Annotated in this window: 21 protein-coding genes; 17 read left to right on the top strand and 4 right to left on the bottom strand. The window is 41.4% G+C overall.

From position 1 onward, the window contains the following. The first annotated feature begins 9 nt into the window (after positions 1-9). The 5 genes from scpB to K1I61_RS05255 all read left to right on the top strand — a co-directional run bounded on the left by scpB (position 10) and on the right by K1I61_RS05255 (position 3027). The gene (gene scpB, locus K1I61_RS05275; RefSeq protein WP_223333755.1) at positions 10-579 is read left to right on the top strand and encodes an SMC-Scp complex subunit ScpB; all 570 of its coding nucleotides are present in this window, start codon (positions 10-12) and stop codon (positions 577-579) included. Next, on the top strand, positions 566-1291 hold the full coding sequence (locus K1I61_RS05270) for a pseudouridine synthase (RefSeq protein WP_223333752.1): 726 nt from the start codon (positions 566-568) through the stop codon (positions 1289-1291). The genes scpB and K1I61_RS05270 overlap by 14 nt, the downstream gene beginning before the upstream one ends. Continuing rightward, the gene (yidD, locus tag K1I61_RS05265) at positions 1291-1527 is read left to right on the top strand and encodes a membrane protein insertion efficiency factor YidD (protein WP_223333750.1); all 237 of its coding nucleotides are present in this window, start codon (positions 1291-1293) and stop codon (positions 1525-1527) included. Before K1I61_RS05270 ends, yidD begins: the two co-directional genes overlap by 1 nt. 114 nt (positions 1528-1641) lie before the next feature. Further along, positions 1642-2706 (top strand): glutamyl aminopeptidase, encoded by a 1065-nt coding sequence (gene pepA, locus K1I61_RS05260; protein ID WP_223333748.1) that lies wholly within the window; start codon positions 1642-1644, stop codon positions 2704-2706. Positions 2707-2730: 24 nt separating this feature from the next. Then, on the top strand, positions 2731-3027 hold the full coding sequence (locus tag K1I61_RS05255) for a bacteriocin immunity family protein (protein ID WP_036751909.1): 297 nt from the start codon (positions 2731-2733) through the stop codon (positions 3025-3027). 28 nt (positions 3028-3055) lie between these two features. On the opposite strand, the gene K1I61_RS05250 is transcribed toward K1I61_RS05255, so the two are convergent. Further along, positions 3056-4687: a Na/Pi cotransporter family protein gene (locus K1I61_RS05250; RefSeq protein ID WP_223333746.1), complete on the bottom strand. Its 1632-nt coding sequence runs from the start codon at positions 4685-4687 to the stop codon at positions 3056-3058. Positions 4688-4985: 298 nt separating this feature from the next. On the opposite strand from K1I61_RS05250, the gene K1I61_RS05245 reads away from it, so the two are divergent. From K1I61_RS05245 to K1I61_RS05215, 7 genes are all read left to right on the top strand, one after another. Then, positions 4986-9755, top strand: coding sequence for an endo-beta-N-acetylglucosaminidase (locus tag K1I61_RS05245; protein ID WP_223335809.1), 4770 nt, complete (start codon positions 4986-4988; stop codon positions 9753-9755). Positions 9756-9990: 235 nt separating this feature from the next. Continuing rightward, the gene (locus tag K1I61_RS05240; RefSeq protein ID WP_006147868.1) at positions 9991-11190 is read left to right on the top strand and encodes a phosphoglycerate kinase; all 1200 of its coding nucleotides are present in this window, start codon (positions 9991-9993) and stop codon (positions 11188-11190) included. 298 nt (positions 11191-11488) lie between these two features. After that, the gene (gene folP / locus K1I61_RS05235) at positions 11489-12433 is read left to right on the top strand and encodes a dihydropteroate synthase (RefSeq protein WP_223333742.1); all 945 of its coding nucleotides are present in this window, start codon (positions 11489-11491) and stop codon (positions 12431-12433) included. Position 12434: 1 nt separating this feature from the next. Then, positions 12435-13733 carry a bifunctional folylpolyglutamate synthase/dihydrofolate synthase gene (locus K1I61_RS05230; RefSeq protein WP_025170543.1) on the top strand — a complete coding sequence of 433 codons (1299 nt, stop codon included), beginning with the start codon at positions 12435-12437 and terminating at the stop codon, positions 13731-13733. A gap of 3 nt (positions 13734-13736) precedes the next feature. Continuing rightward, entirely contained in the window at positions 13737-14291 is a 555-nt protein-coding gene (gene folE / locus K1I61_RS05225; protein WP_004251744.1) for a GTP cyclohydrolase I FolE, read from the top strand. A gap of 37 nt (positions 14292-14328) precedes the next feature. Then, positions 14329-15159 carry a dihydroneopterin aldolase gene (gene folB, locus K1I61_RS05220; protein ID WP_223333740.1) on the top strand — a complete coding sequence of 277 codons (831 nt, stop codon included), beginning with the start codon at positions 14329-14331 and terminating at the stop codon, positions 15157-15159. Further along, positions 15143-16426: a DUF308 domain-containing protein gene (locus K1I61_RS05215; RefSeq protein ID WP_223333738.1), complete on the top strand. Its 1284-nt coding sequence runs from the start codon at positions 15143-15145 to the stop codon at positions 16424-16426. The genes folB and K1I61_RS05215 overlap by 17 nt, the downstream gene beginning before the upstream one ends. Before the next feature lie 33 nt (positions 16427-16459). Here K1I61_RS05215 and K1I61_RS05210 read toward each other — a convergent pair whose 3' ends face one another. Beyond that, a complete protein-coding gene (locus tag K1I61_RS05210) occupies positions 16460-16777 on the bottom strand; it encodes a DUF960 domain-containing protein (protein ID WP_004251754.1) in 318 nt (105 codons plus the stop codon). A gap of 204 nt (positions 16778-16981) precedes the next feature. On the opposite strand from K1I61_RS05210, the gene ccpA reads away from it, so the two are divergent. Next, positions 16982-17989, top strand: coding sequence for a catabolite control protein A (gene ccpA / locus K1I61_RS05205; protein WP_004251755.1), 1008 nt, complete (start codon positions 16982-16984; stop codon positions 17987-17989). A gap of 39 nt (positions 17990-18028) precedes the next feature. Here ccpA and K1I61_RS05200 read toward each other — a convergent pair whose 3' ends face one another. Continuing rightward, the gene (locus tag K1I61_RS05200; RefSeq protein WP_223335808.1) at positions 18029-18991 is read right to left on the bottom strand and encodes an asparaginase; all 963 of its coding nucleotides are present in this window, start codon (positions 18989-18991) and stop codon (positions 18029-18031) included. A 65-nt stretch (positions 18992-19056) separates the two neighbouring features. Here K1I61_RS05200 and K1I61_RS05195 point away from each other — a divergent pair, with 65 nt between their 5' ends. Further along, positions 19057-20448, top strand: coding sequence for a Cof-type HAD-IIB family hydrolase (locus K1I61_RS05195; protein WP_223333733.1), 1392 nt, complete (start codon positions 19057-19059; stop codon positions 20446-20448). A gap of 33 nt (positions 20449-20481) precedes the next feature. Here K1I61_RS05195 and K1I61_RS05190 read toward each other — a convergent pair whose 3' ends face one another. Then, complete coding sequence (locus K1I61_RS05190) at positions 20482-20934, bottom strand: universal stress protein (protein WP_223333731.1); 453 nt, start codon at positions 20932-20934, stop codon at positions 20482-20484. 144 nt (positions 20935-21078) lie between these two features. On the opposite strand from K1I61_RS05190, the gene K1I61_RS05185 reads away from it, so the two are divergent. From K1I61_RS05185 to K1I61_RS05175, 3 genes are all read left to right on the top strand, one after another. Beyond that, a complete protein-coding gene (locus K1I61_RS05185; RefSeq protein WP_223333728.1) occupies positions 21079-21918 on the top strand; it encodes a metallophosphoesterase family protein in 840 nt (279 codons plus the stop codon). A gap of 70 nt (positions 21919-21988) precedes the next feature. Next, positions 21989-22420, top strand: a complete 432-nt coding sequence (locus K1I61_RS05180) for an Rrf2 family transcriptional regulator (protein WP_223333726.1) — start codon at positions 21989-21991, stop codon at positions 22418-22420. Positions 22421-22494: 74 nt separating this feature from the next. Beyond that, on the top strand, positions 22495-22638 hold the full coding sequence (locus K1I61_RS05175; protein ID WP_223333853.1) for a hypothetical protein: 144 nt from the start codon (positions 22495-22497) through the stop codon (positions 22636-22638). The last annotated feature ends 45 nt before the right edge of the window (positions 22639-22683 follow it).

Raw genomic sequence — 22683 nt, 5'->3', positions numbered from 1 at the left:
AGAGGAAGTATGAGTACTTTAGCAAAAATAGAAGCACTCCTGTTTGTGTCAGGTGAAGATGGGATTAGGGCTCGCCAGTTGGCAGAACTCTTATCGTTACCACCAACAGGAATTCAGCAAAGCTTAGAAAAATTAGCCAAAAAGTATGAAAAAGACCAGGATTCTAGTTTGGCACTGATTGAGACAGGAGGGGCCTACAGATTGGTGACCAAGCCTCAATTTGCAGCTATTTTGAAGGAATATTCTAAGGCGCCCATTAACCAGAGTCTATCTCGGGCTGCCCTTGAAACCTTGTCCATCATTGCTTATAAGCAACCTATCACACGTATAGAAATCGATGCTATTCGTGGGGTTAATTCAAGCGGAGCTATAGCTAAGTTACAGGCCTTCGATTTGATACGAGAAGATGGGAAAAAAGAAGTTCTTGGACGACCTAATCTCTATGTAACGACGGATTATTTTCTAGATTACATGGGTATTAACCATTTGGAAGAATTGCCTGTGATTGATGAGCTTGAAATTCAAGCACAAGAAAGCCAATTATTTGGTGAAAGGATAGAAGAAGATGAGAATCAATAAATATATTGCCCACGCAGGAGTGGCCAGTAGGAGAAAAGCAGAGGAGTTGATCAAGCAAGGCTTGGTGACGGTTAACGGTCAAGTCGTGCGTGAACTAGCAACGACCATCAAGTCAGGCGACAAGGTCGAAGTTGAAGGTCAACCAATCTATAACGAAGAAAAAGTCTACTATCTGCTTAACAAACCGCGCGGTGTGATTTCTAGCGTGACAGATGATAAGGGCCGCAAGACAGTTGTCGATCTTTTGCCCAATGTGAAAGAGCGCATCTATCCTGTGGGGCGCTTAGACTGGGATACGTCTGGAGTCTTGATTTTGACCAACGATGGTGACTTTACAGATGAGATGATTCATCCTCGTAATGAGATTGATAAGGTCTATGTTGCGCGTGTGAAAGGAATTGCCAATAAAGAAAATCTCCGTCCTTTGACTCGTGGAGTAGAGATTGATGGCAAAAAGACCAAGCCAGCTGTTTACGAAATTCTCAAAGTAGATCCGGTTAAAAATCGCTCTGTGGTACAGTTGACCATCCATGAAGGGCGCAATCACCAGGTTAAAAAGATGTTTGAAGCTGTTGGCCTCCAAGTGGATAAGTTATCACGGACACGTTTTGGGCACCTAGACTTGACAGGTCTCCGTCCAGGAGAATCCCGTCGTCTTAACAAAAAAGAAATCAGCCAACTACATACCATGGCTGTAACAACTAATAAATAATGAAACGAATTTTAATTGCGCCTGTGCGCTTTTACCAACGCTTTATATCCCCAGCATTCCCACCTTCTTGTAGATTTGAGCCTACTTGTTCAAACTACATGATTCAGGCTATTGAAAAGCATGGACTTAAGGGGGTTCTGATGGGATTGGCACGGATATTACGATGTCATCCTTGGTCTGAAATAGGTAAGGACCCCGTACCAGATCACTTTTCTTTAAAGAGAAATTCAAAATAAAAAGAATCACAGTCGTGATTCTTTTTTGGTGTAGATAGATCTATAGATTGATGATTTTCACTACACTTCTCCTATAAAAAGTGGTAAAATGGTTGAAAGAAAGAAGGGATAGAAATGACAACATTATTTTCTAAAATCAAAGAAGTAACAGAACTTTCTGCTATCTCAGGTCATGAAGCACCTGTACGCGCTTATCTTCGTGAGAAAATAACTCCTCACATGGATGAAGTGGTAACAGATGGCCTAGGTGGTATTTTTGGTATCAAACATTCAGAAGCAGTCGATGCACCTCGTGTCTTGGTAGCATCTCACATGGATGAAGTTGGTTTTATGGTAAGTGAAATAAAACCAGATGGAACCTTCCGAGTAGTTGAAATCGGTGGTTGGAACCCGATGGTTGTCAGCAGCCAACGATTTAAACTCTTTACGCGCCAAGGACGTGAAATTCCAGTCATCTCAGGTTCAGTACCTCCACATTTGACTCGTGGGACAGGCGGACCAACCATGCCAGCTATTTCAGATATCGTCTTTGATGGTGGTTTTGCGGATAAGGCTGAGGCTGAAAGTTTTGGTATCCGCCCAGGAGACACCATCGTTCCAGATAGTAGCGCAATCCTAACAGCTAACGAAAAAAATATTATCTCAAAAGCATGGGATAACCGTTACGGAGTTCTCATGGTTAGTGAATTGGCAGAAAACTTGTCAGGTCAAAAACTAGGCAATGAACTTTATCTTGGTGCCAATGTCCAAGAAGAAGTCGGACTTCGTGGTGCCCATACATCAACAACTAAATTTGATCCAGAAGTATTTTTGGCAGTTGACTGTTCACCTGCTGGTGATGTTTATGGTGGTCAAGGTAAGATTGGTGATGGAACCTTGATTCGTTTTTACGATCCAGGTCACTTGCTTCTCCCAGGTATGAAGGATTTCCTTTTGACGACAGCTGAAGAAGCTGGAATCAAGTACCAATACTACTGTGGAAAAGGTGGAACTGACGCAGGTGCAGCTCATCTGAAAAATGGTGGTGTCCCATCAACAACAATCGGTGTTTGTGCCCGTTATATCCACTCTCACCAAACCCTTTATGCTATGGACGATTTTCTTGAAGCTCAAGCTTTCTTACAAGCCTTAGTTAAAAAATTGGATCGTTCTACAGTAGATTTAATCAAAAATTATTAAACAGAAATGACGGAGGTAATAGGGATGGAAGAACCAAACCTAGAAACCTTGATACGGGATCTATACAATAATGCCCGTCAAAACCTAAGTGAAGATCTAGTGGCTGCGCTCCTAGAAACTGCTAAGCAATTGCCCAGTACCAATGAGCGCTTGCTAGCAGTACGGCTATCGGGTCTGGTCACTATTGAACTTCTCAAGAATCCCAAGACCCCAGCGCCAGAGTTAGTCAATCTGGCCCGCTTTATCAAAAAGGAAGAAGCGAGATACAGGGGTGCAGCCGCATCTTCCTTTATGATTGGAGAGCTATTTAAAATGCTTTGATTCGAAAGAATCAAAGCATTTTTTTATCTTAAATTTGTTCAGCCAAGACCTTTTCAGCAAGGTTCATAGCGTGGTCAGATACACGAGTGTAGTGTGAAATAATATCGATAAAGTTGACACCTGCTTGGGTAGAACATTCTCCGTTATTTAGACGTTTGATGTGAGTCTTACGAAGGACACGTTCCATGTTGTTGATGTCTTCGTGTCGCTCGATAAGAGCTTGAGCTTTCTCGAGGTCGTTGTTTTCCACACTCTCGAGAGCATCTTTGACGAAATCACTAGTTTTAAGATAAATCTCTGCTAGTTCTTCTAAGGCAGCCTCAGAGAATTGAACATTCTTGCGTTGCAAGTAATCGTTAAGATTGAGCAGGGCTTCTGCGTGGTCTCCGATACGTTCCAAGTCTCGTGAAGAGTCAAGGATATTTGTTAAGACTTCACTTTCCTTTTGGCTCAAAGCTTCACCAGATAAACTAATGAGGTAACGAGTCAATTTTTCATCAATGGTATTGATAGCTTCTTCAGTCTTATGTCCCTTTTCTGCAACTTTTTCATTAGAGTTGATGATATAGTCGTAGGAGAGGTCAAAGGCTTTCGCAGCATAATTACCCAAGTGTAGAAGCTCTTTTTTAGCATTTCCAAGAGCGATAGATGGAGCTTGTTTGATCAGTTGCTCATCAAGGTAAAGTGGCTCGTATTTGACAACTTCGTCTTCTCCAGGGATAAGTTTGGTTACCATGAAGGCAAGAGCTCCGATGAATGGAAACTGAATGATTGTATTGGTAATGTTGAAGGTTCCGTGGGCGAAGGCAATGGTCATTTCTGGTGCTAGATTTAAGAAGCTCTCAAACCATTGGATTAAGCCTGTAAATGGAACGAGGAAGATAATACAGATAACAGTCCCGATAACGTTAAAGGCCACATGGGCTGCTGCCACACGTTTGGCTGCAATATTAGCACCCAAGGAAGCGATAATAGCAGTGATGGTTGTTCCAATGTTATCTCCAAAGAGCACTGGTAGGGCTCCTTGAAGGTCAATCAGATTGCTAGCGTAGAGATTTTGTAGAATCCCGATGGTCGCTGAGGAGGCTTGAATCAGAAGGGTCAAACCTGTTCCGACAAGAACACCCAAGATTGGATTTTTACTAAGTTCTACCATGTAGTCTTTAAAGACTTGTAAATCCTTAAGGGGTTCCATAGCGCCACTCATAAGATTGAGGGCAAAGAAGATACCACCGACACCAAAGACAATTCGTCCGATGTTATTGATGGTTCTATTTTTTGTGAAGAAGAGACAGACTGCTCCGAGAAAGAGCATAGGTAATGCGTAGTCTCCCAATTTAAAACCAATGATAAAGGATGTGACGGTTGTTCCAATATTGGCTCCCATAACAATCCCAATAGCCTGACGTAAAGTCAATAGTCCAGCGCTAACCAGACCAACTGTAATAACCGTAACACCTGAACTCGATTGAATCAGGGCAGTCATCCCAATTCCAACTAAAATTCCAAAGAAAGGATTGCTAGTATATTTGTCAATGTAAAATCGAAGACGATCTCCAGCTGCTTGTTGCAAACCGTCCCCCATGGTTTTGATACTATATAAGAATAGTCCCAGGCCACCTAAAAAGTGAAATGCAATTTCCTGCCAATTAATGGACATTTTATTTTCCCTCCGAAAACTAATCGCGGAATTTCTCCCATTCTATTTTAAAGGATTCTAAGCAATCTAACAAGTAGTAAACGTATTTTTTTAGAAAAATATCATTAAAATGTAAAAAAAGGTAATTGATTGTCTAATTTATATCATTTATTCACCCCTTTATAGATATTTTAGGATGACTGTTGACTCTACTTATAAATAGCGTAAAATAAAAATGAACAGTTCTGCTATTTTAAGGGCAGTTACTTTTTTAAAATAAAAATAAAGCGCTTACTTTTTGGAAGTGAAAGGGGAAAAAATGAAGAATCCATTTTTTGAAAAACGTTGCCGCTATAGTATTCGAAAATTATCAGTGGGTGCCTGCTCTTTGATGATTGGTTCGGTTTTATTTGCCAACCAAGCTCTAGCAGAAGAAGTTGCAATCCCGGCGAATGAAACAAAGACTACTGCTGTGGCTACAGAGCAAGCATCGCCTGCCACATCAGAGCAACCAACTACAGCTTCACCTGAGGTATTAAAGCAGTTGGAAGAGACAGAAAACAAGGTTAGTGAACAACCTATTTCAGAAGAAAAACCAACCTTGGACCAATTGACTGCAGCTGATAAGGAAGTAGCTAGTCCGGTTGCTGAAGCGCCTAAGGCTGAAGAAACACCTGTAGCTACAGAAAATAAGGTTGAAGAAGCACCTGTGGCTACAGAAAATAAGGCTGAAGAGAAAGCAACTGTTTCAGATGTTCCTAAGAAAGAAGAAAAAAGTCTTCGACCAAAAGAAATTAAGTTTGACACTTGGGAAGATTTGTTGAAATGGGAACCGGGTGCCCGTGAAGACGACGCTATTAATCGTTCTTCAGTTGAATTGGCTAAACGTTACCGTGGGCATGTAGTCAACGAAAAAGCCAATAAGGATGCCAAGGTTGAAGCTCTTGCCAATACCAACTCTAAGGCTAAAGACCATGCTTCTGTAGGTGGTGAAGAGTTTAAAGCCTATGCTTTTGACTACTGGCAATATTTGAATTCAATGGTCTTCTGGGAAGGGCTCGTTCCAACTCCGGACGTGATTGATGCTGGTCACCGTAATGGGGTCCCTGTATTGGGTACACTCTTCTTCAACTGGTCTAATAGTATTGCAGACCAAGAAAAATTTGCCGAAGCCCTTAAACAAGACGAAGACGGAACTTTCCCTATCGCTCGTAAGTTGGTTGATTTGGCTAAATACTATGGATTTGATGGATATTTTATCAACCAAGAAACAACAGGAGATATCGTAACGCCTCTTGGTAAGAAAATGCGTGACTTCATGCTCTATACCAAGGAATATTCGGCTCAAGTCAATCATCCAGTGAAATATTCTTGGTATGATGCCATGACCTATGAATATGGTCGCTATCATGAAGATGGTTTGGGTGAATACAATTACCAATTCATGGAAAAAGAGGGAGACAAAGTCCCTGCGGATCACTTCTTTGCCAACTTTAACTGGACCAAAGAGAAAAATGACTACTCTGTAACTATGGCAAAATGGCTTGGACGTAGTCAGTATGATGTTTTTGCAGGTTTGGAATTGCAACAAGGTGGTTCCTACAAGACAAAAGTGAAATGGGATGCCCTTCTAGATGAAAATGGCAAGCTCCGCTTGTCGCTTGGACTCTTTGCACCTGATACTATTACTAGTCTTGGTAAGACAGGCGAAGACTACCATAAGAATGAAAATATCTTCTTTACAGGTTATCAAGGAGATCCAACTGGTCAAAAACCAGAGGACAAGGACTGGTACGGAATTGCCAACCTTGTAGCTGACCGTACACCAGCAGTAGGCCGTACCTTTACAACATCCTTTAACACAGGACATGGTAAAAAATGGTTTGTAGACGGCAAAGTTTCTAAGGATTCTGAATGGAACTATCGTTCTGTATCAGGTATCTTGCCTACATGGCGCTGGTGGCAAACTTCATCAGGTGCTAAACTTCAAGCTGACTATGACTTTGAAGATGCCTACAATGGTGGTAACTCACTCAAATTTGCGGGTGATTTAGCTGAAAATACCAACCAAGATGTTCGTCTCTACTCTACAAAACTGGAAGTAACAGATAAAACAAAACTTCGTGTTGCTCATAAAGGTGGTAAGGGAAGCAAGGTCTATGTAGAGTTTGCGACTCAGAAAAACTATACTTATGGTGGAGAGCATGCTCGTAAAGAACTGACCCTATCTGACGATTGGACAAAAGATGAATTTGATTTGAGTGCCTTGGCAGGTCAGACTATTTACGGTATCAAGCTCACTTTTGAAAATACTGCTGCCCTTAAGGGCTATCAATTTAACTTGGGTGAGTTGACTGTAACAGATAATCAAGAGGCTCCTCAAGCACCAACAGCTCTTAAAGTAGCTAAACAATCCCTTAAAAATGCCCAAGAAGCAGAAGCCATTGTCCAATTTACTGGAAATAAAGATGCTGATTTCTATGAAGTTTATGAGAAGGATGGCGATGCTTGGCGCCTATTAACAGGCTCATCTGCAACTACGATCTACCTACCAAAAGTTAGCCGTTCAGCTAGTGCAACTGGTACTAGTCAGGAGTTGAAGGTTGTCGCAGTTGGGAAGAACGGTCTTCGTTCTGAAGCAGCAACTACAAACTTTGAGTGGGGAATGACTGTCCAAGACACAAGTCTTCCAAGACCATTAGCAGAAAATATCGTTCCAGGAGCGACTGTTATCGGAAGTACCTTCCCAGACACAGAAGGCGGCGAAGGTATCGAAGGTATGTTGAATGGAACTATCACTAGCTTATCTGATAAATGGTCTTCTGCTCAGTTGAGTGGTAGCGTTGATATCCGTTTGACACAACCACGCCGTGTCGTTAGATGGGTCATGGACCATGCTGGTGCGGGTGGAGAATCTGTCAACGATGGTTTGATGAATACTAAGGATTTTGACCTCTACTATAAGGATGAAGCTGGAGAATGGAAACTAGCCAAGGCTGTTCGTGGCAATAGAGCCCATGTTTCAGATATTACCCTTGATAGCCCAATTACAGCGCAAGACTGGCGTTTGCACGTTATTACATCTGACAATGGAACACCATGGAAAGCCATTCGTATCTACAACTGGAAGATGTATGAAACTCTTGATACGGAGAGCCAAAACATTCCAATGGCTAAAGTTGCAGCGCGTGTTCTGACAGACAATAAGGTTCAGCTCGGCTTCTCAGAAGTTCCTGCTGGAGCAACCATTACAGTCTATGACAAGGCAGATTCACAAACTCCAATCGCTACTTTAAACACAGTAGTTGGAGGGGATTTAGCAACAGAACCATTGAGTTTTGAAAAACGTCCAAGCCTTCTTTACTATCGTACACAATTGCCAGGGAAAGAAATCAGTAATACTCTTGCTGTGACGATTCCTCAGGATGAGAGAAAGATTAAGGCTATCAGTCTAGAAGCAACACCTAAAAAGACGACTTACCAAGATGGCGAGGAATTGAATCTCAAAGGTGGTCTTCTCCGTGTCAAATATGAGGGAGAAGAAGCAGATGAAGTCATCAACCTCAGTCATGCAGGTGTAGTTGTTAACGGCTATGATGCTCACCATCATGGTGAACAAGAGTTAACAGTAACCTATCTTGGTCTTCCAGTTGCAGGAAGCGTCAAGGTTCAAGTGACTGGTGAAGAAGCTGGTCCAAAAGAAGTCGCAGCCCTGTATATTAGTAAACAACCGAAGATTGATTACTTTGTAGGCGATGCTCTTGATTTATCAGAAGGACGCTTCAAGGTCTTGTATGACGATGAAACTGAGACAGAACATAGCTTTACAGACCAAGGAGTCGAAATTACAGGCTATAATCCTCAAAAGACAGGCCGTCAAAAACTTGAGTTGCACTATCAAGGACAAACTGTCGAATTTGATGTTCTAGTATCACCTAAGGTAGCCATTAACGACGAATATCTGAAACAAGAAATCACATCTGCTCAAGGACGCAAAGAAACATTAGCTTATACATTTGCGGATGCAGCAAAACAAGCAGCTCTAGTTGAGAAGCTTGCTGCAGCAAAAGCCATCTTAGAAAACCATAATGCTAGTCAAGAAACAGTCAACCAAGCCTTGAATGACTTGAAACAAGCTGGTGCAGACTTGGATGGTGTACAGCTTTATCAAACAGCTAAGGAAGAGCTTGAAACTCTTCTAGGAAAAGTTCGTGAGAAAAATGCAGACGATCCAATCATCGCTCAAGCAGAAACTCTTATTGGCTCAACAAATCCAAGTCCAGAAGCCTTTGCGGACATGAAAGAAAAGCTGAGCAAGAAACTAGCTCCTGCAGAAGAAAGCCACCATGTGGGTAGCTTAGAAGAAGGTGAAACTGCTCCAACAGTTGAAGCTCTACCTGAGCTAGTGGTTGAAACAGAAACTCAAGCCTTCGAACGCCAAGAACGTCCGTCAGGCGACCTCTTGGTGGGTGAACGTAGAATCGTTCAGGCAGGTGTAGAAGGTCAGACTCGTCGTCTGATTGAAGTTGATGCCAAAGGCAACCGCACTCTTCTTGAAACAGAAGTAGTCAAGGAAGCAGTGGCTGAGATTACTGAAGTTGGTACCAAGGTAGAAAGCCGTGTTCAACCGCTAGACGGAGTCAAAGATTTGACTATCAGCAATCCAACATTGGTGATTGAAGAAGAAAAAGTTGCATACGACCATGAAGAACGAGTAAATCCTAGCCTTCATGCAGGAGAGCGTCGCTTGGTTCAAGCAGGAGTTGAAGGACTTCGTCGAAATCTTGTAGAAGTTGACACTGAAGGCAACCGCAGTCTTAAGGGAACAGAGCTTATCAAAGAAACTGTAACTGAGATTGTTGAGATTGGGCCAAAAGTGGATGTCCAAGATGACAAACCTCTTGCACCTGCTCCAGTAGCACAAGCAGCTAAGCAGGAACCAGCAAAAGCAGAAGCACAAGCTGAAAAACCTGAAGGAAAACAACTCCCAAGTACAGGTGAAGGAGCAGATGCAAATCTCCTTGCCCTTGGATTGGTTGGAGTCCTAGGTGGCTTTGGACTTCTAGCGCAAAAGAAAAAAGAAGATTAAGCTAGAATTTTGATCTAAAATTGACTTCATACAATAAAAAAGATTTGACTTTTAAGAGTCAAATCTTTTTTGCATAGTAGATGAGGAAAAAATTGTGGTGTATACTGTCATAGCTTCAAAGGTTATCCTTATTTAATCTTGTGAAATGGTTGGGGAAAAGTTTAAGGTTTTGCTATCTCTTTTATTGATTTTGTGATATAATTAACACGTAAAAAAAAAGAAGGAGTCATATCTAATGGCAAAATTGACTGTTAAAGACGTTGACTTGAAAGGGAAAAAAGTTCTCGTTCGTGTTGACTTCAACGTACCTGTAAAAGATGGTGTGATCACTAACGATAACCGTATCACTGCAGCTCTTCCAACTATCAAGTACATCCTTGAACAAGGTGGACGTGCAATCCTCTTCTCTCACCTTGGACGTGTTAAAGAAGAAGCAGACAAAGAAGGTAAATCACTTGCTCCTGTAGCTGCTGACTTGGCTGCTAAATTGGGTCAAGAAGTTACATTCCTTCCAGGTGTTACTCGTGGTGCTGAATTGGAAGCAGCGATTAACGCTCTTGAGGATGGACAAGTTCTCTTGGTAGAAAACACTCGTTTTGAAGATGTTGACGGTAAGAAAGAATCTAAAAACGATCCTGAACTTGGTAAATACTGGGCATCACTTGGAGATGGTATCTTCGTAAACGATGCATTCGGTACAGCTCACCGTGCACACGCATCTAACGTTGGTATCTCAGCAAACGTTGAAAAAGCAGTTGCTGGATTCCTTCTTGAAAACGAAATTGCCTACATTCAAGAAGCAGTTGAAGCTCCAGAACGTCCATTCGTAGCTATCCTTGGTGGTTCAAAAGTTTCAGACAAGATCGGTGTTATCGAAAACTTGCTTGAAAAAGCTGATAAAGTTCTTATCGGTGGTGGGATGACTTACACATTCTACAAAGCACAAGGGATCGAAATCGGTAACTCACTTGTAGAAGAAGACAAATTGGATGTCGCTAAAGCTCTTCTTGAAAAAGCAAACGGCAAATTGATCTTGCCAGTTGACTCAAAAGAAGCAAACGCATTTGCTGACTACACTGAAGTGAAAGACACTGAAGGTGAAGCAGTAGACCCAGGATTCCTTGGTTTGGATATCGGTCCTAAATCTATCGCTAAATTTGACGAAGCTTTGACTGGTGCTAAAACAGTTGTATGGAACGGACCAATGGGTGTATTTGAAAACCCTGACTTCCAAGCTGGTACAATCGGTGTGATGGACGCTATCGTGAAACAACCAGGCGTTAAATCAATCATCGGTGGTGGTGATTCAGCTGCCGCAGCTATCAACCTTGGTCGTGCAGACAAGTTCTCATGGATTTCTACTGGTGGTGGAGCTTCAATGGAACTTCTTGAAGGTAAAGTTCTTCCAGGACTTGCAGCTTTGACTGAAAAATAAGAATATAAAAAAGGAGGCTGGGACAAAAGTCCTAGCCTCTCAATTGTCTTTGGAGTTTCGAGCAAGACGCAGTGGTTGAGTGGCCTCTACTACGCTGATTTTATCAGCTTTTACAGCCCTACTCAACTGTGCGGAGGTGGGACGACGAAATCGAATTCTAACGAATTACCGATTTCTGTCCCACTCTCTTTTTTTGCGCTCTTTTAAAGTTTGAGAGTAGCGAGGGATAATTGGACAGAATCAAAAAAAAACAGTAAAATAGAGGAATACCAATCTAAATGAAATTTGAGTGATAATCGTGGAAAAAAGAGACAATCATACAAAAACAGCTATTTGCGGTATTATCAATGTCACCCCAGATTCTTTTTCTGATGGGGGCCAGTTTTTTGCTGTTGAGGAAGCTTTGAAGCAGGCTCGAAAATTGATTGCTGAAGGTGCCACTATTTTAGATATCGGTGGAGAGTCTACTCGACCTGGAAGTAGCTATGTTGAGATTGAAGAGGAAATCCAACGTGTCGTCCCAGTCATTGAGGCTATCCGTCAAGAAAGTGATGTTTTGATTTCGGTAGACACTTGGAAAAGTCAAGTTGCAGAAGCAGCTCTAAAGGCTGGGGCCCATATAGTCAATGACATTACAGGTCTTATGGGGGATGAGAAGATGGCGGAAGTTGTTGCCAAAGCTGGAGCTCAGGTAGTCATCATGTTTAATCCAGTCATGGCACGCCCTCAGCACCCTAGTTCACTTATCTTCCCTCATTTTGGCTTTAGAGAGCCTTTTACAAAGGAAGAGTTAGCAGACTTTGAACAACTACCAGTAGAAGAATTGATGACAGCTTTCTTTGACCGTGCTCTAGTAAGAGCGGAAAAAGCAGGAATTTCGAAAGAAAAGATCATGCTAGATTCTGGGATTGGCTTTGGCTTGACCAAAAAGGAAAATCTCATACTTCTACGTGACCTTGATAAATTACACGAGATGGGCTATCCTATCTTTTTAGGAGTCTCTCGCAAGCGCTTTGTCATCAATATTCTGGAAGAAAATGGTTTTGAAGTAAACCCAGAAACTGAAGCAGGCTTCCGCAATCGTGATACTGCTTCAGCTCATGTGACCAGTATCGCTGCTAGACAGGGTGTAGAAGTGGTGCGTGTACACGATGTAGCCAGCCACAAGATGGCAGTCGAGATCGCGTCTGCTATTCGTCTGGCAGATGATGCGGAAAATTTAAACTTGAAACAATATAAATAAGATGAATAAAAACGAAACGAATCAGTGGATAGCTAACTATCGGACAGACCAACCGCATTTTGGTTTGGAGAGGATGGTGGAGCTATTAGCCCTACGTGGCAATCCCCATCTGAAACTCAAGGTTATCCATATCGGAGGAACCAATGGTAAGGGGTCTACTATAGCCTTTTTGAAGAATATATTGGGAAAGATGGGGCTAAGAGTTGGAGTCTTTAGCTCACCCTATCTGATTCATTATACCGATCAGATTGCCATTAATGAGGAATCTATCCCAGAAGCAAGATTAGAGGCCTTGATGGTAGACTATCGCTCACTACTTGAAGGGGAGCATGCTCATGATTTGCAGGGGACGACAGAGTTTGAGATTATCACTGCTATAGCCTATGACTATTTTGCTTCTGAGCAAGTCGATGTGGCCATTATGGAAGTAGGTATGGGTGGACTTTTGGATAGTACCAATGTTTGTCAGCCTATCTTAACAGGTATTACGACCATTGGCCTGGATCACGTAGCTTTACTAGGGGATAGCTTGGAAGCTATCGCGGAGCAGAAAGCTGGAATTATCAAACAAGGAGTTCCCCTGGTAACGGGGAATATTGTCCCAGAAGGCTTAGCAGTTATCAACCAAATCGCGAAAGCGAAAGAGGCTCCTAGGCTTGTTTATGGGGAAGATTATCAAGTTAGCCATCATGAGAGTGTGGAGACGGGTGAAATCTTTGATTATTCAAGCCCGCTTAGACAAGGTCGCTTTCAGACAGGATTGCTGGGTTTGCACCAGATAGAGAATGCTGGGATGGCCATAGCTTTACTTGATACTTTTTGTAAAGAAGATGGTCGAGAATTAGCTAGTAATAACATAGTGGCTCAAGCCTTAGAAGAAACAAGTTGGCCAGGACGCTTTGAAGTTGTTTGTAGAGAACCCTTAATGATCTTGGATGGGGCCCACAATCCTCATGCCATAAAGGCTTTAGTAGCAACCTTGCAAGAACGATTTGCTGATTATCACAAGGAAATACTTTTTACATGTATCAAAACCAAGGCCTTGGAGGATATGTTAGACTTGTTAGGAACTTTGCCAGATACTGAGCTGACATTGACTCACTTTGATGATGGTCGAGCGACAGACGAAAAAGTACTAAAAAAAGTAGCTTATTCTAGAAATCTCAACTATCAAAGTTGGCAGGAATTTCTAGACCAAAAAATGACAGAAAATGAAGAGAAAAAAACAGTTAGGATAGTAACGGGCTCCTTGTATTTCTTGAGCCAGGTGAGAGCCTATCTAATGGAGAGGAAAAACTAGAAAATGGATACACAAAAAATTGAGACGGCTGTAAAAATGATTATCGAAGCGGTCGGTGAAGATGTTAACCGCGAAGGCTTGCAGGAAACTCCTGCACGTGTAGCTCGCATGTACCAGGAGATTTTTTCAGGACTTGGTCAAACTGCGGAGGAGCATTTGTCAAAATCCTTTGAAATTATTGATGACAATATGGTAGTGGAAAAGGATATCTTTTTCCATACCATGTGTGAACACCACTTTTTACCATTTTATGGTCGAGCTCATATTGCCTACATTCCAGATGGCCGTGTAGCAGGCTTATCAAAGTTAGCTCGTACGGTGGAAGTCTACTCTAAAAAGCCACAGATTCAAGAACGCTTGAATATCGAAGTGGCAGATGCTTTGATGGACTATCTAGGTGCCAAAGGTGCTTTCGTTGTTATTGAAGCAGAGCATATGTGTATGAGCATGCGTGGTGTTCGAAAACCAGGAACTGCAACCTTGACAACAGTAGCTCGTGGAGTGTTTGAAACGGATAAAGATCTTCGAGATCAAGCATACCGTCTTATGGGATTATAAAAATCGATTCAAACGATTTTTCTAGAAAGGACTAGTTATGGATCAATTGCGCATTAAGGATTTGGAAATTTTTGCCTATCATGGTCTTTTCCCGAGTGAGAAGGAACTGGGCCAAAAATTTATCATTGATGCAAGCTTATCCTATGATATGACCAAGGCTGCTACGGACCTAGATTTAGAAGCTTCTGTCCATTATGGCGAGCTCTGTCAGCAATGGACGACTTGGTTTCAGGAAACCACTGAAGACTTGGTTGAAACAGTTGCCTACAAACTAGTAGAGCGCACTTTTGAAACCTATCCAAAAGTTCAAGAAATTAAACTGGAACTCAAAAAACCATGGGCGCCTATTCATCTACCACTGGACACCTGTTCAGTAACCATCCATCGCCGCAAACAAAGAGCCTTTATTGCTCTAGGTAGCAATATGGGGGATAAGACGGCTAATCTCGAACTAGCTCTTGACAAGATGCGTACTCGAGGGATTCGTATTCTCAAAGAATCTAGTGTGATTACAACTGAGCCATGGGGTGGTGTAGAACAAGAAAGTTTCGCCAATCAGGTGGTTGAAGTAGAAACTTGGCTGCCGGCTCCAATATTGTTAGATACCTTGTTAAGCATTGAGGCAGAAATGGGTCGGGTTAGAGAAGTGCATTGGGGACCTCGTTTGATTGATTTGGACTTGCTTTTTATGGAGGATCAAGTTATTTATACAGATGACCTCATCTTGCCGCATCCTTATCTTGCTGAGCGACTCTTTGTCCTAGAGTCACTTCAAGAAATAGCGCCTCATTTTATCCATCCAGTCTTAGGACAACCGATTCGTCACTTATATCTTCAATTGGAGAAAGAAAATGGCCAAGGTTTCTGAAACTTATAGTAAATGGAAAAGTATAGGGGAAGGTCTTGTAGCTATTGTCTTAGGCCTTCTCTTAGTTTGTTTTGGGCAGGTAGTTCCGATACTGGGTTACCAACTCCTGATGGCCTACTTTTTCTTGTCGGCAGTTTGGCAACTATTGACGCGATGGTTTCAAGAAAAGTCCCGTAGAGAAAATATATTTGTAACTCTAGCCAAGCTCTTTCTTGCAGTCATCCTATTTGATTCAGTCATCTTGCAGGACATCGCTCTCTATCTCTTGGTTATTCTCATTGGAAGTTATCAGCTTTTTACAGGCCTAATCAGTCTGATTACCTGGTTGCTATACCGGAAAAATCATATTCATCCAAGGATTAATTACTTATTTGATGCTGTATGGATGATGGGATTTGGTTTCTATAGTATTTCCCCCTTTCATGATGCGACAAATTTTGAATTACTCTTACTTGGTTTTTACTTACTGATGTTAGGGGCAAGTAGTCTCAGAGATGGTTTCTTTTTTGAAAAAGGGAGGAGCAATCCTAAGCTCAAGCGTAGAATGAGAATGACCCTGCCTATATTCATGACTGCTTTGATTCCCATCAGCACCTTACGCCGATGGAATGAAAGGTTATCTAGTCATCAGGTAGAAGAAAATGAAGTGCATTTGGAGAGAAAAAATGAAAAATCTGTTGATTTAGAAATTTTCATCCATACTTCAGAATCATCTTTCTTCTTGGCCATGGGTCATGTAGATATCTGCTATCAAGGTCAGGTTATTTCCTACGGCTCTTATGACCCACATTCAGAACGCTTGTTTGGTACAATTGGCGACGGGGTTTTATTTAAGGCCAATCGTGAAAAATATATTGAACTTTGTAAGATAGAAAGCCAGAAAACCCTATTCGCCTATGGTTTAAGCCTGTCTGAACAACAGAAAAAGGCCATCGAAGAACGATTGAGAGAGATAGAAAGCCTCTTGATACCTTGGGAGCCAAGTTCACAACTACTGAAAAGAAGGGAAGGAGAGATCAAACATACCTACTCTTATCAGCTGAAACACGAGGCTGATGCATCCCTCTATAAGTTCACATCATCTAAATTTAAAACCTACTTTGTTCTCAGTACAAACTGTGTTCTATTGGCCGACTCTATTGTTGGAGAGGCTGGAACTGATATCCTTAGTCCCCAAGGTTTTATCGTCCCTGGGACCTATCAGGACTATCTTGATTTAGAATTTAAAAAACCGAGTGGTATCGTGGTCAGTCGTTCTATTTATTAAAAAAAGAAAACTCTAGTCAGAAGGCTAGAGTTTTTAAAATAGGTCATTTTCTTCAGGTAGGAGGATGGTTTCCTTACCGTCCATATCCATAACAAGTACTTTCGGTGGGTACAATGGGTCAAAGGGATGATTAAAATCGAAGTCAATCGTTGTAGGTAGATGCTCACTTGAAAAACGGAAGGTGATGGAACCGTTACTGTTTAAGAGCTGAAATTCCAACTCATCTTCTAATTCAAAAACATGCTTTAAAAAATGATCGATAATGTACCAGATTGAGTCAATCACATCGTCTGGGAGATTAGTTACCACACCAAAGCTGGCACAACGTCTATGAGAATCCGTAAAAGCCATCCATTCCTCCTACTTAATTTTTTATTATCATACTGCAAACTGGCCTAAAAATCAAGAAAAGTAAACTAATTTACAAAAATATGATTATCGGTGAAATTTTTTCAAAGAAAGTTCAAATAATCCTTGAAAATGCTTACAATTAGTGGTAAACTAGTAGTGGTGTAAACATGAAAACAAAATTTTCAACATTAGAAAGGAAACGGTATGAACACAGATGATACAGTAACAATTTATGACGTAGCCCGAGAAGCAGGAGTTTCAATGGCAACTGTCAGTCGTGTAGTCAATGGCAATAAGAATGTCAAAGAAAACACTCGTAAGAAAGTTCTAGAGGTGATTGATCGCCTAGACTATCGTCCAAATGCAGTAGCTCGTGGCTTGGCAAGCAAACGAACAACAACTGTTGGGGTTGTCATTCCAGATATCACTAACACGTATTTTGCTGCGCTAGCAAAAGGGATTGATGATATTGCAGAGATGTACAAATATAACATCGTCCTTGCGAATAGTGATGAGGATGATGAAAAAGAAGTGGCAGTAGTGAATACACTCTTTTCAAAACAAGTTGATGGTATTATCTTTATGGGCTATCACTTAACAGAGAAAATTCGCTCAGAGTTTTCACGTTCACGTACCCCTGTAGTTCTTGCGGGAACAGTGGATGTAGAACACCAGCTTCCAAGTGTTAATATTGACTATAAGAATGCTACTGCGGATGCTGTTCGCCATTTGTTGAAGCGTAACAAAAAAATTGCCTTTGTGAGTGGCCCGTTGGTAGATGATATTAACGGTAAAATTCGCTTGGTTGGCTACAAAGAAGCTTTGAAAGCAGCAGGAGTCAACTATAGTGAAGGACTTGTATTTGAGTCTAAATATCGCTATGATGATGGTTATGCTCTGGCAGAGCGCTTAGTTTCTTCAAAAGCAACAGCAGCGATTGTGACTGGTGATGAATTGGCAGCTGGTCTCTTGAACGGCTTGGCTGATCATGGAGTTTCAGTCCCAGAAGACTTTGAAATCATTACGAGTGATGATTCTCAAATCGCACGCTTTACTCGACCAAGCCTTACAACTATCGCACAACCCTTGTATGATTTAGGTGCGATTAGTATGCGTATGTTGACTAAAATTATGCATAAAGAGGAATTAGAAGAACGTGAAGTCCTCCTACCTCATGGTTTGACAGAGCGCAAATCAACTCGCAAAAAGTAATAAAAAAACCAGGAATCTAGCTGATTTCCTGGTTTTTTATTATCCTTCCATATAAGCTTGGAGCTCATCACCCTTAAGCCCAGCATTGATTGCGATAAGAAGTTTCAGTCGTGCTTTTTGAGCGTTTAGTTCTTTTACAAAATATACACCATCATTCTGAAGACAAACACCACCGCCTTCGTAGGCGTAAACAGGTTCTGCAATCCCATTGAAACAACGTGAGACTAGTGCAATAGGAAGTCCTGCTTGACTGAGAGACTTTAATTTTTCAGCTGTTTCCTTTGGTACATTTCCAGCGCCAAAAGCCTGAATAATCAATCCATCTAGTTGGTCAACAGGAAGTAAATCGAGAAGTTCATCGGTCATGCCCGCATAAACAGGGATAATAGGGACCAGCCCTTGAATGCTCTCAAGGTCAAAACGAACACGAGGTTCTGCCGTTTTGAAGTAGAGAATTTCCTGCTTCATAATGAGCCCGAGTGGTCCATGAGTTGGTGTTTGAAAGGTACTAACGTTAGTAGTATGCGTTTTTGTAACATATTTGGCGGCGTGAATTTCATCGTTCATAACGACCAAGACACCCTTATCTGCAGCCTTGTCATCACTCGCAACGCGTAAGGCGCTAAGATAGTTGTAGACACCATCACTTCCCAGTTCATTGGAAGATCTCATGGCACCTGTCAGGACGATAGGCATATGAGGTACTTCCATGGTATCGAGGAAATAAGCCGTTTCTTCTAGTGTATCTGTCCCATGTGTAATGACAACACCATCATAGGACGATGCCTCTTGTTTAATTTTATGGTAGAGGGCTAACATATGCTTAGGCTTGATGTGTGGGCTGGGCAAATTTAAAAAATCCAAGGAATGGACTTCGATACCTTCGAGAGGATTAGAGATATGATTCATAGGGTTATCAGCACTAGTCCTTACAGCTCCAGATTCATCTGCCTGCATGGAAATAGTGCCACCGGTATGTAAAACAAGGATTTTCTTAGTCATGATTCACTCACTTTTTCTGAAATGTGGTATAATCATTGTATCATAAAAGAAAGGAATGAGATAGAATGGAAGTCAAAGCTGTATTTTTTGATATTGATGGAACGCTTGTAAATGACAGTAAGAGTGTTTTGAAGTCCACTAAGGAAGCTATCAAGATTGTGAAAGAACAAGGGGTGCTTGTTGGGGTGGCAACAGGGCGAGGACCTTTTTTTGTTAAGGATTTGATGGATGATTTGGATCTGGATTTTGCAGTGACCTACAATGGCCAATATATCTTTAACAAAGATCGTGTTCTTTTTGCTAGCCCTATTGATAAGAGAAGCCTCAGACAAATCATCTCTTATGCCAAGGAAAATCGAAAAGAGATTGCTATGGGAACGCGACAAGACGTTGTCGGTTCTCGGATTATGTCCTTTGGACTCAGCCCTCTTTCACAGCTAGTTAGTCGATTTGTACCTAAATTTTTGACTCGTACTGTTAGTCATTCCTTTAATCGTATGGTCAGTAAGGCCCTTCCTCAGAAGGAAGATGATTTGTTGGACTTAATTAATCAGCCGATCTATCAGGTGCTTATGTTGATGACGCCTGAGGAGACAAACCATGCTGCTGAAGTATTAAATCATTTGAAATTTACCAGAAGTAATCCATTCGCGGCCGATATTATCAATCAAGGAAATTCTAAGTTAGAGGGTATCCGTCGTGTAGGGAAAGAGTATGGTTTTGATCTCAACCAAGTCATGGCTTTTGGAGACTCGGATAATGATTTGGAAATGTTGGCTGGTGTTGGGATGTCTGTTGCCATGGGAAATGGTAGTAGCAGCGTAAAAGAAGTTGCCAAGCATATTACTGCCAGCAACCAAAACGATGGGATTCACAAGGCTTTGGAATATTTTGGAGTTTTATCTTCTGAAAAAGTCTTTGTCAGTCGTGACTATCATTTTAACAAGGTTAAAACCTTCCATCATATGATGGACGAGCGAACTCAAGAAGAACCAATAGCTTGGGATTTGCAAGGGGCAACTTATCGCGCCGGCTTTAAGATTGAAGAGTTAGTTGAATTTGTCCGTGCTGCCAGCAATTCTGAAGAGGAATTTCAACAAGCTGTTCAAGATTTGCACCAGGCACTTGATGTATCAGCAGATAAAGTTTCTCAAAAAATACCGGCTAAAAGTACTTTGGTTGGACAAGTCGATGCCTTGATTGATACTCTCTATTTTACGTATGGTAGTTTTGTACTGATGGGAGTAGATCCAGAGCGGATATTCGAGATTGTCCATCAAGCAAACATGGGTAAAATATTCCCAGATGGCAAGGCACAGTTTGATCCTGTGACTCACAAGATACTTAAGCCAGAAGGCTGGGAGGAGAAGTATGCTCCAGAACCAGCTATCAAGAAGGAACTTGAGCGTCAGATTAGAGCTTATGAACGTCATAAAGAAAGAAAAAATAAACAATAAAAAGGAGCGCATTGGCTCCTTTTTTTAGTCTAATTATAAAGTTTTATCCTTGTCTCGGACGACGAGAAGGTCAACGCTTGTGTGGCGAAGGATATATTCAGATGAAGAGCCGACAAGTAAACGTTCGAAGGCGTTAAGCCCTGTTGCTCCAACCAAAATCAAATCAACATGTTCTTGTTCAGGGATTGTTTTGGCTAATAGAGTTTTAGGATTTCCCATTTCGATGACAACTTGAATATCTGTAAGACCAGCGTCTCTTGCACGTTTTTCATATTCTGCCATCAAATCTTGGGCCTCAACTTGTAACTCTTCGTAAACTTCTGCATCGAAAGTTGAAATGCTTTGAATACCACGAGTATCAATGACATGGGCAATGGTTAATTTAGCCTGGTTACGCACTGCTGATTGAACTCCTTTGACAAAAGCCAAATCAGCTTCTTTTGAACCGTCGACTGCTACCATGATGTTTTCGTAACGTTGTGTCATAGCAAAAACCTCCTTATTTCTTATCACCTTCATTGTAATCCTTTTCACTAAAAAAGTAAAGTAAAAAATGATAGCAAACAAGATGCTTTTGACTTTGGTTTTGAGAGTGTTATAATTAAAGGAGAGAAGGCAAGAGGGGATCATATGACAAAAATTGCGGTACTTTCAGATATTCATGGCAACACAGGAGCATTGGAAGCAGTTCTCGCAGATGCGGAAAAGGCAGGAGTTGAGGAATATTGGCTTTTGGGAGATATTCTCATGCCTGGGACAGGACGAAAAAATATTCTCAGACGATTAGAGGACTTGCCGATTACGATTCGAGTTCTGGGAAATTGGGAAGAGAGTTTATGGCGAGCTGCTCATCGAAAATTAGATACAAGTAGACCTAGCCATCGCTACCTCTTGCGCCAATGCCAGTATATTATGGAAGAAATTAGTCTAGATGAGATTGAAGCTCTACAGGCATTTCCTATGCACACACACCGCCAGTTTGGAAATCTGAAGGTAGGGATAAGCCATCATTTGCCGGATAAAAATTGGGGAAGAGAACTGATCCATCTTGGCAAGCAGGAGGATTTTGACCGTTTGGTAACCAATCCTGACTGTGATATTGCCATTTATGGGCATATTCACCAGCAATTTCTTCGCTATGGGAGCGAGGGACAACTCATTTTAAATCCAGGATCAATTGGGCAACCCTTCTTTTTATCAGCAAGTCTACGTGAGGATTTGCGGGCGCAATATATGATTTTAGATTTTGATGACAAAGGTTTGAAGGATATAGATTTTCGTCGTGTTGATTACGATGTTGAGTCAGAATTACAATTGGCTAGAGATTTGAAATTGCCCTACTATGAGGTGTACTATGAAAGCTTAGTCAATGGAATTCACCATACCCATAATCAGGACTTGTTGCACGAAATCGCTCAGAGTCAAGGACATGATGTTGAATTGGACGACTGGCTTAGTCGTAACTCTTGACATTACAACTCTAGGAGATATAATAAATATAAGAGAAGAATGAGCTTGGTTGATAATAAAGGAGGACTGCATGCAAATTTCAAGCCGATTTACCATTGCGACACATATGTTGGTAATCATTGCCCTAAAAGGAAAGGAAAGCAAGGTGACTAGTGATTTTCTAGCTAGTAGTGTTGGAGTCAATCCTGTTATTATCCGAAAAACTTTGTCCCAACTGAAAAAAGCAGAATTGATTTCCGTCGCGCGTGGAACCGGAGGGGCAGAGATTATCAAAAATCTTGAGGATATTAGTCTTTTAGATATTTATCAAGCGGTGGAATGCCTTGGAAAGACTGGACAACTCTTTAGTTTCCATGATAATCCTAATCCTGACTGTCCAGTAGGAGCTAACATCCATGGGGTTTTAGATGAAAAGTTAGATAAAATTCAAGAAGCCATGGAAGAAGAATTAAGCCAAACCAGTCTTGCTCAAGTGGTGGCAGATGCAGAAGCAAGGATTTAAAGTTAAGAGGAATTTAGTTCCTCTTTTTATTTTTGCTAATTATGATGAAATGTAATTAGATAAAGGAGAAGAAGATGTATCTTGTTATAGGGATTGTATCAGCCTTTATCCGTGAATTTGTAGCTCTATGCGTGAAATTGAAGTGGCTTTGTATGTTCTTCTACGGATTATTATTCCTAGCTCTTCTTTTATCCTATAAGGGAATACTTTGGTCATAAAAGTCTCTATTTTAACTCGCTCATGTAAAAAAGCAAGAATTTTTA

It is taken from the genome of Streptococcus infantis (assembly GCF_019929665.1).
GTDB classification, from domain to species: Bacteria; Bacillota; Bacilli; order Lactobacillales; family Streptococcaceae; genus Streptococcus; species Streptococcus infantis_H.
Note: the sequence above shows the minus strand (reverse complement) of the source record. Positions and strands in the feature narration are given on the sequence as shown.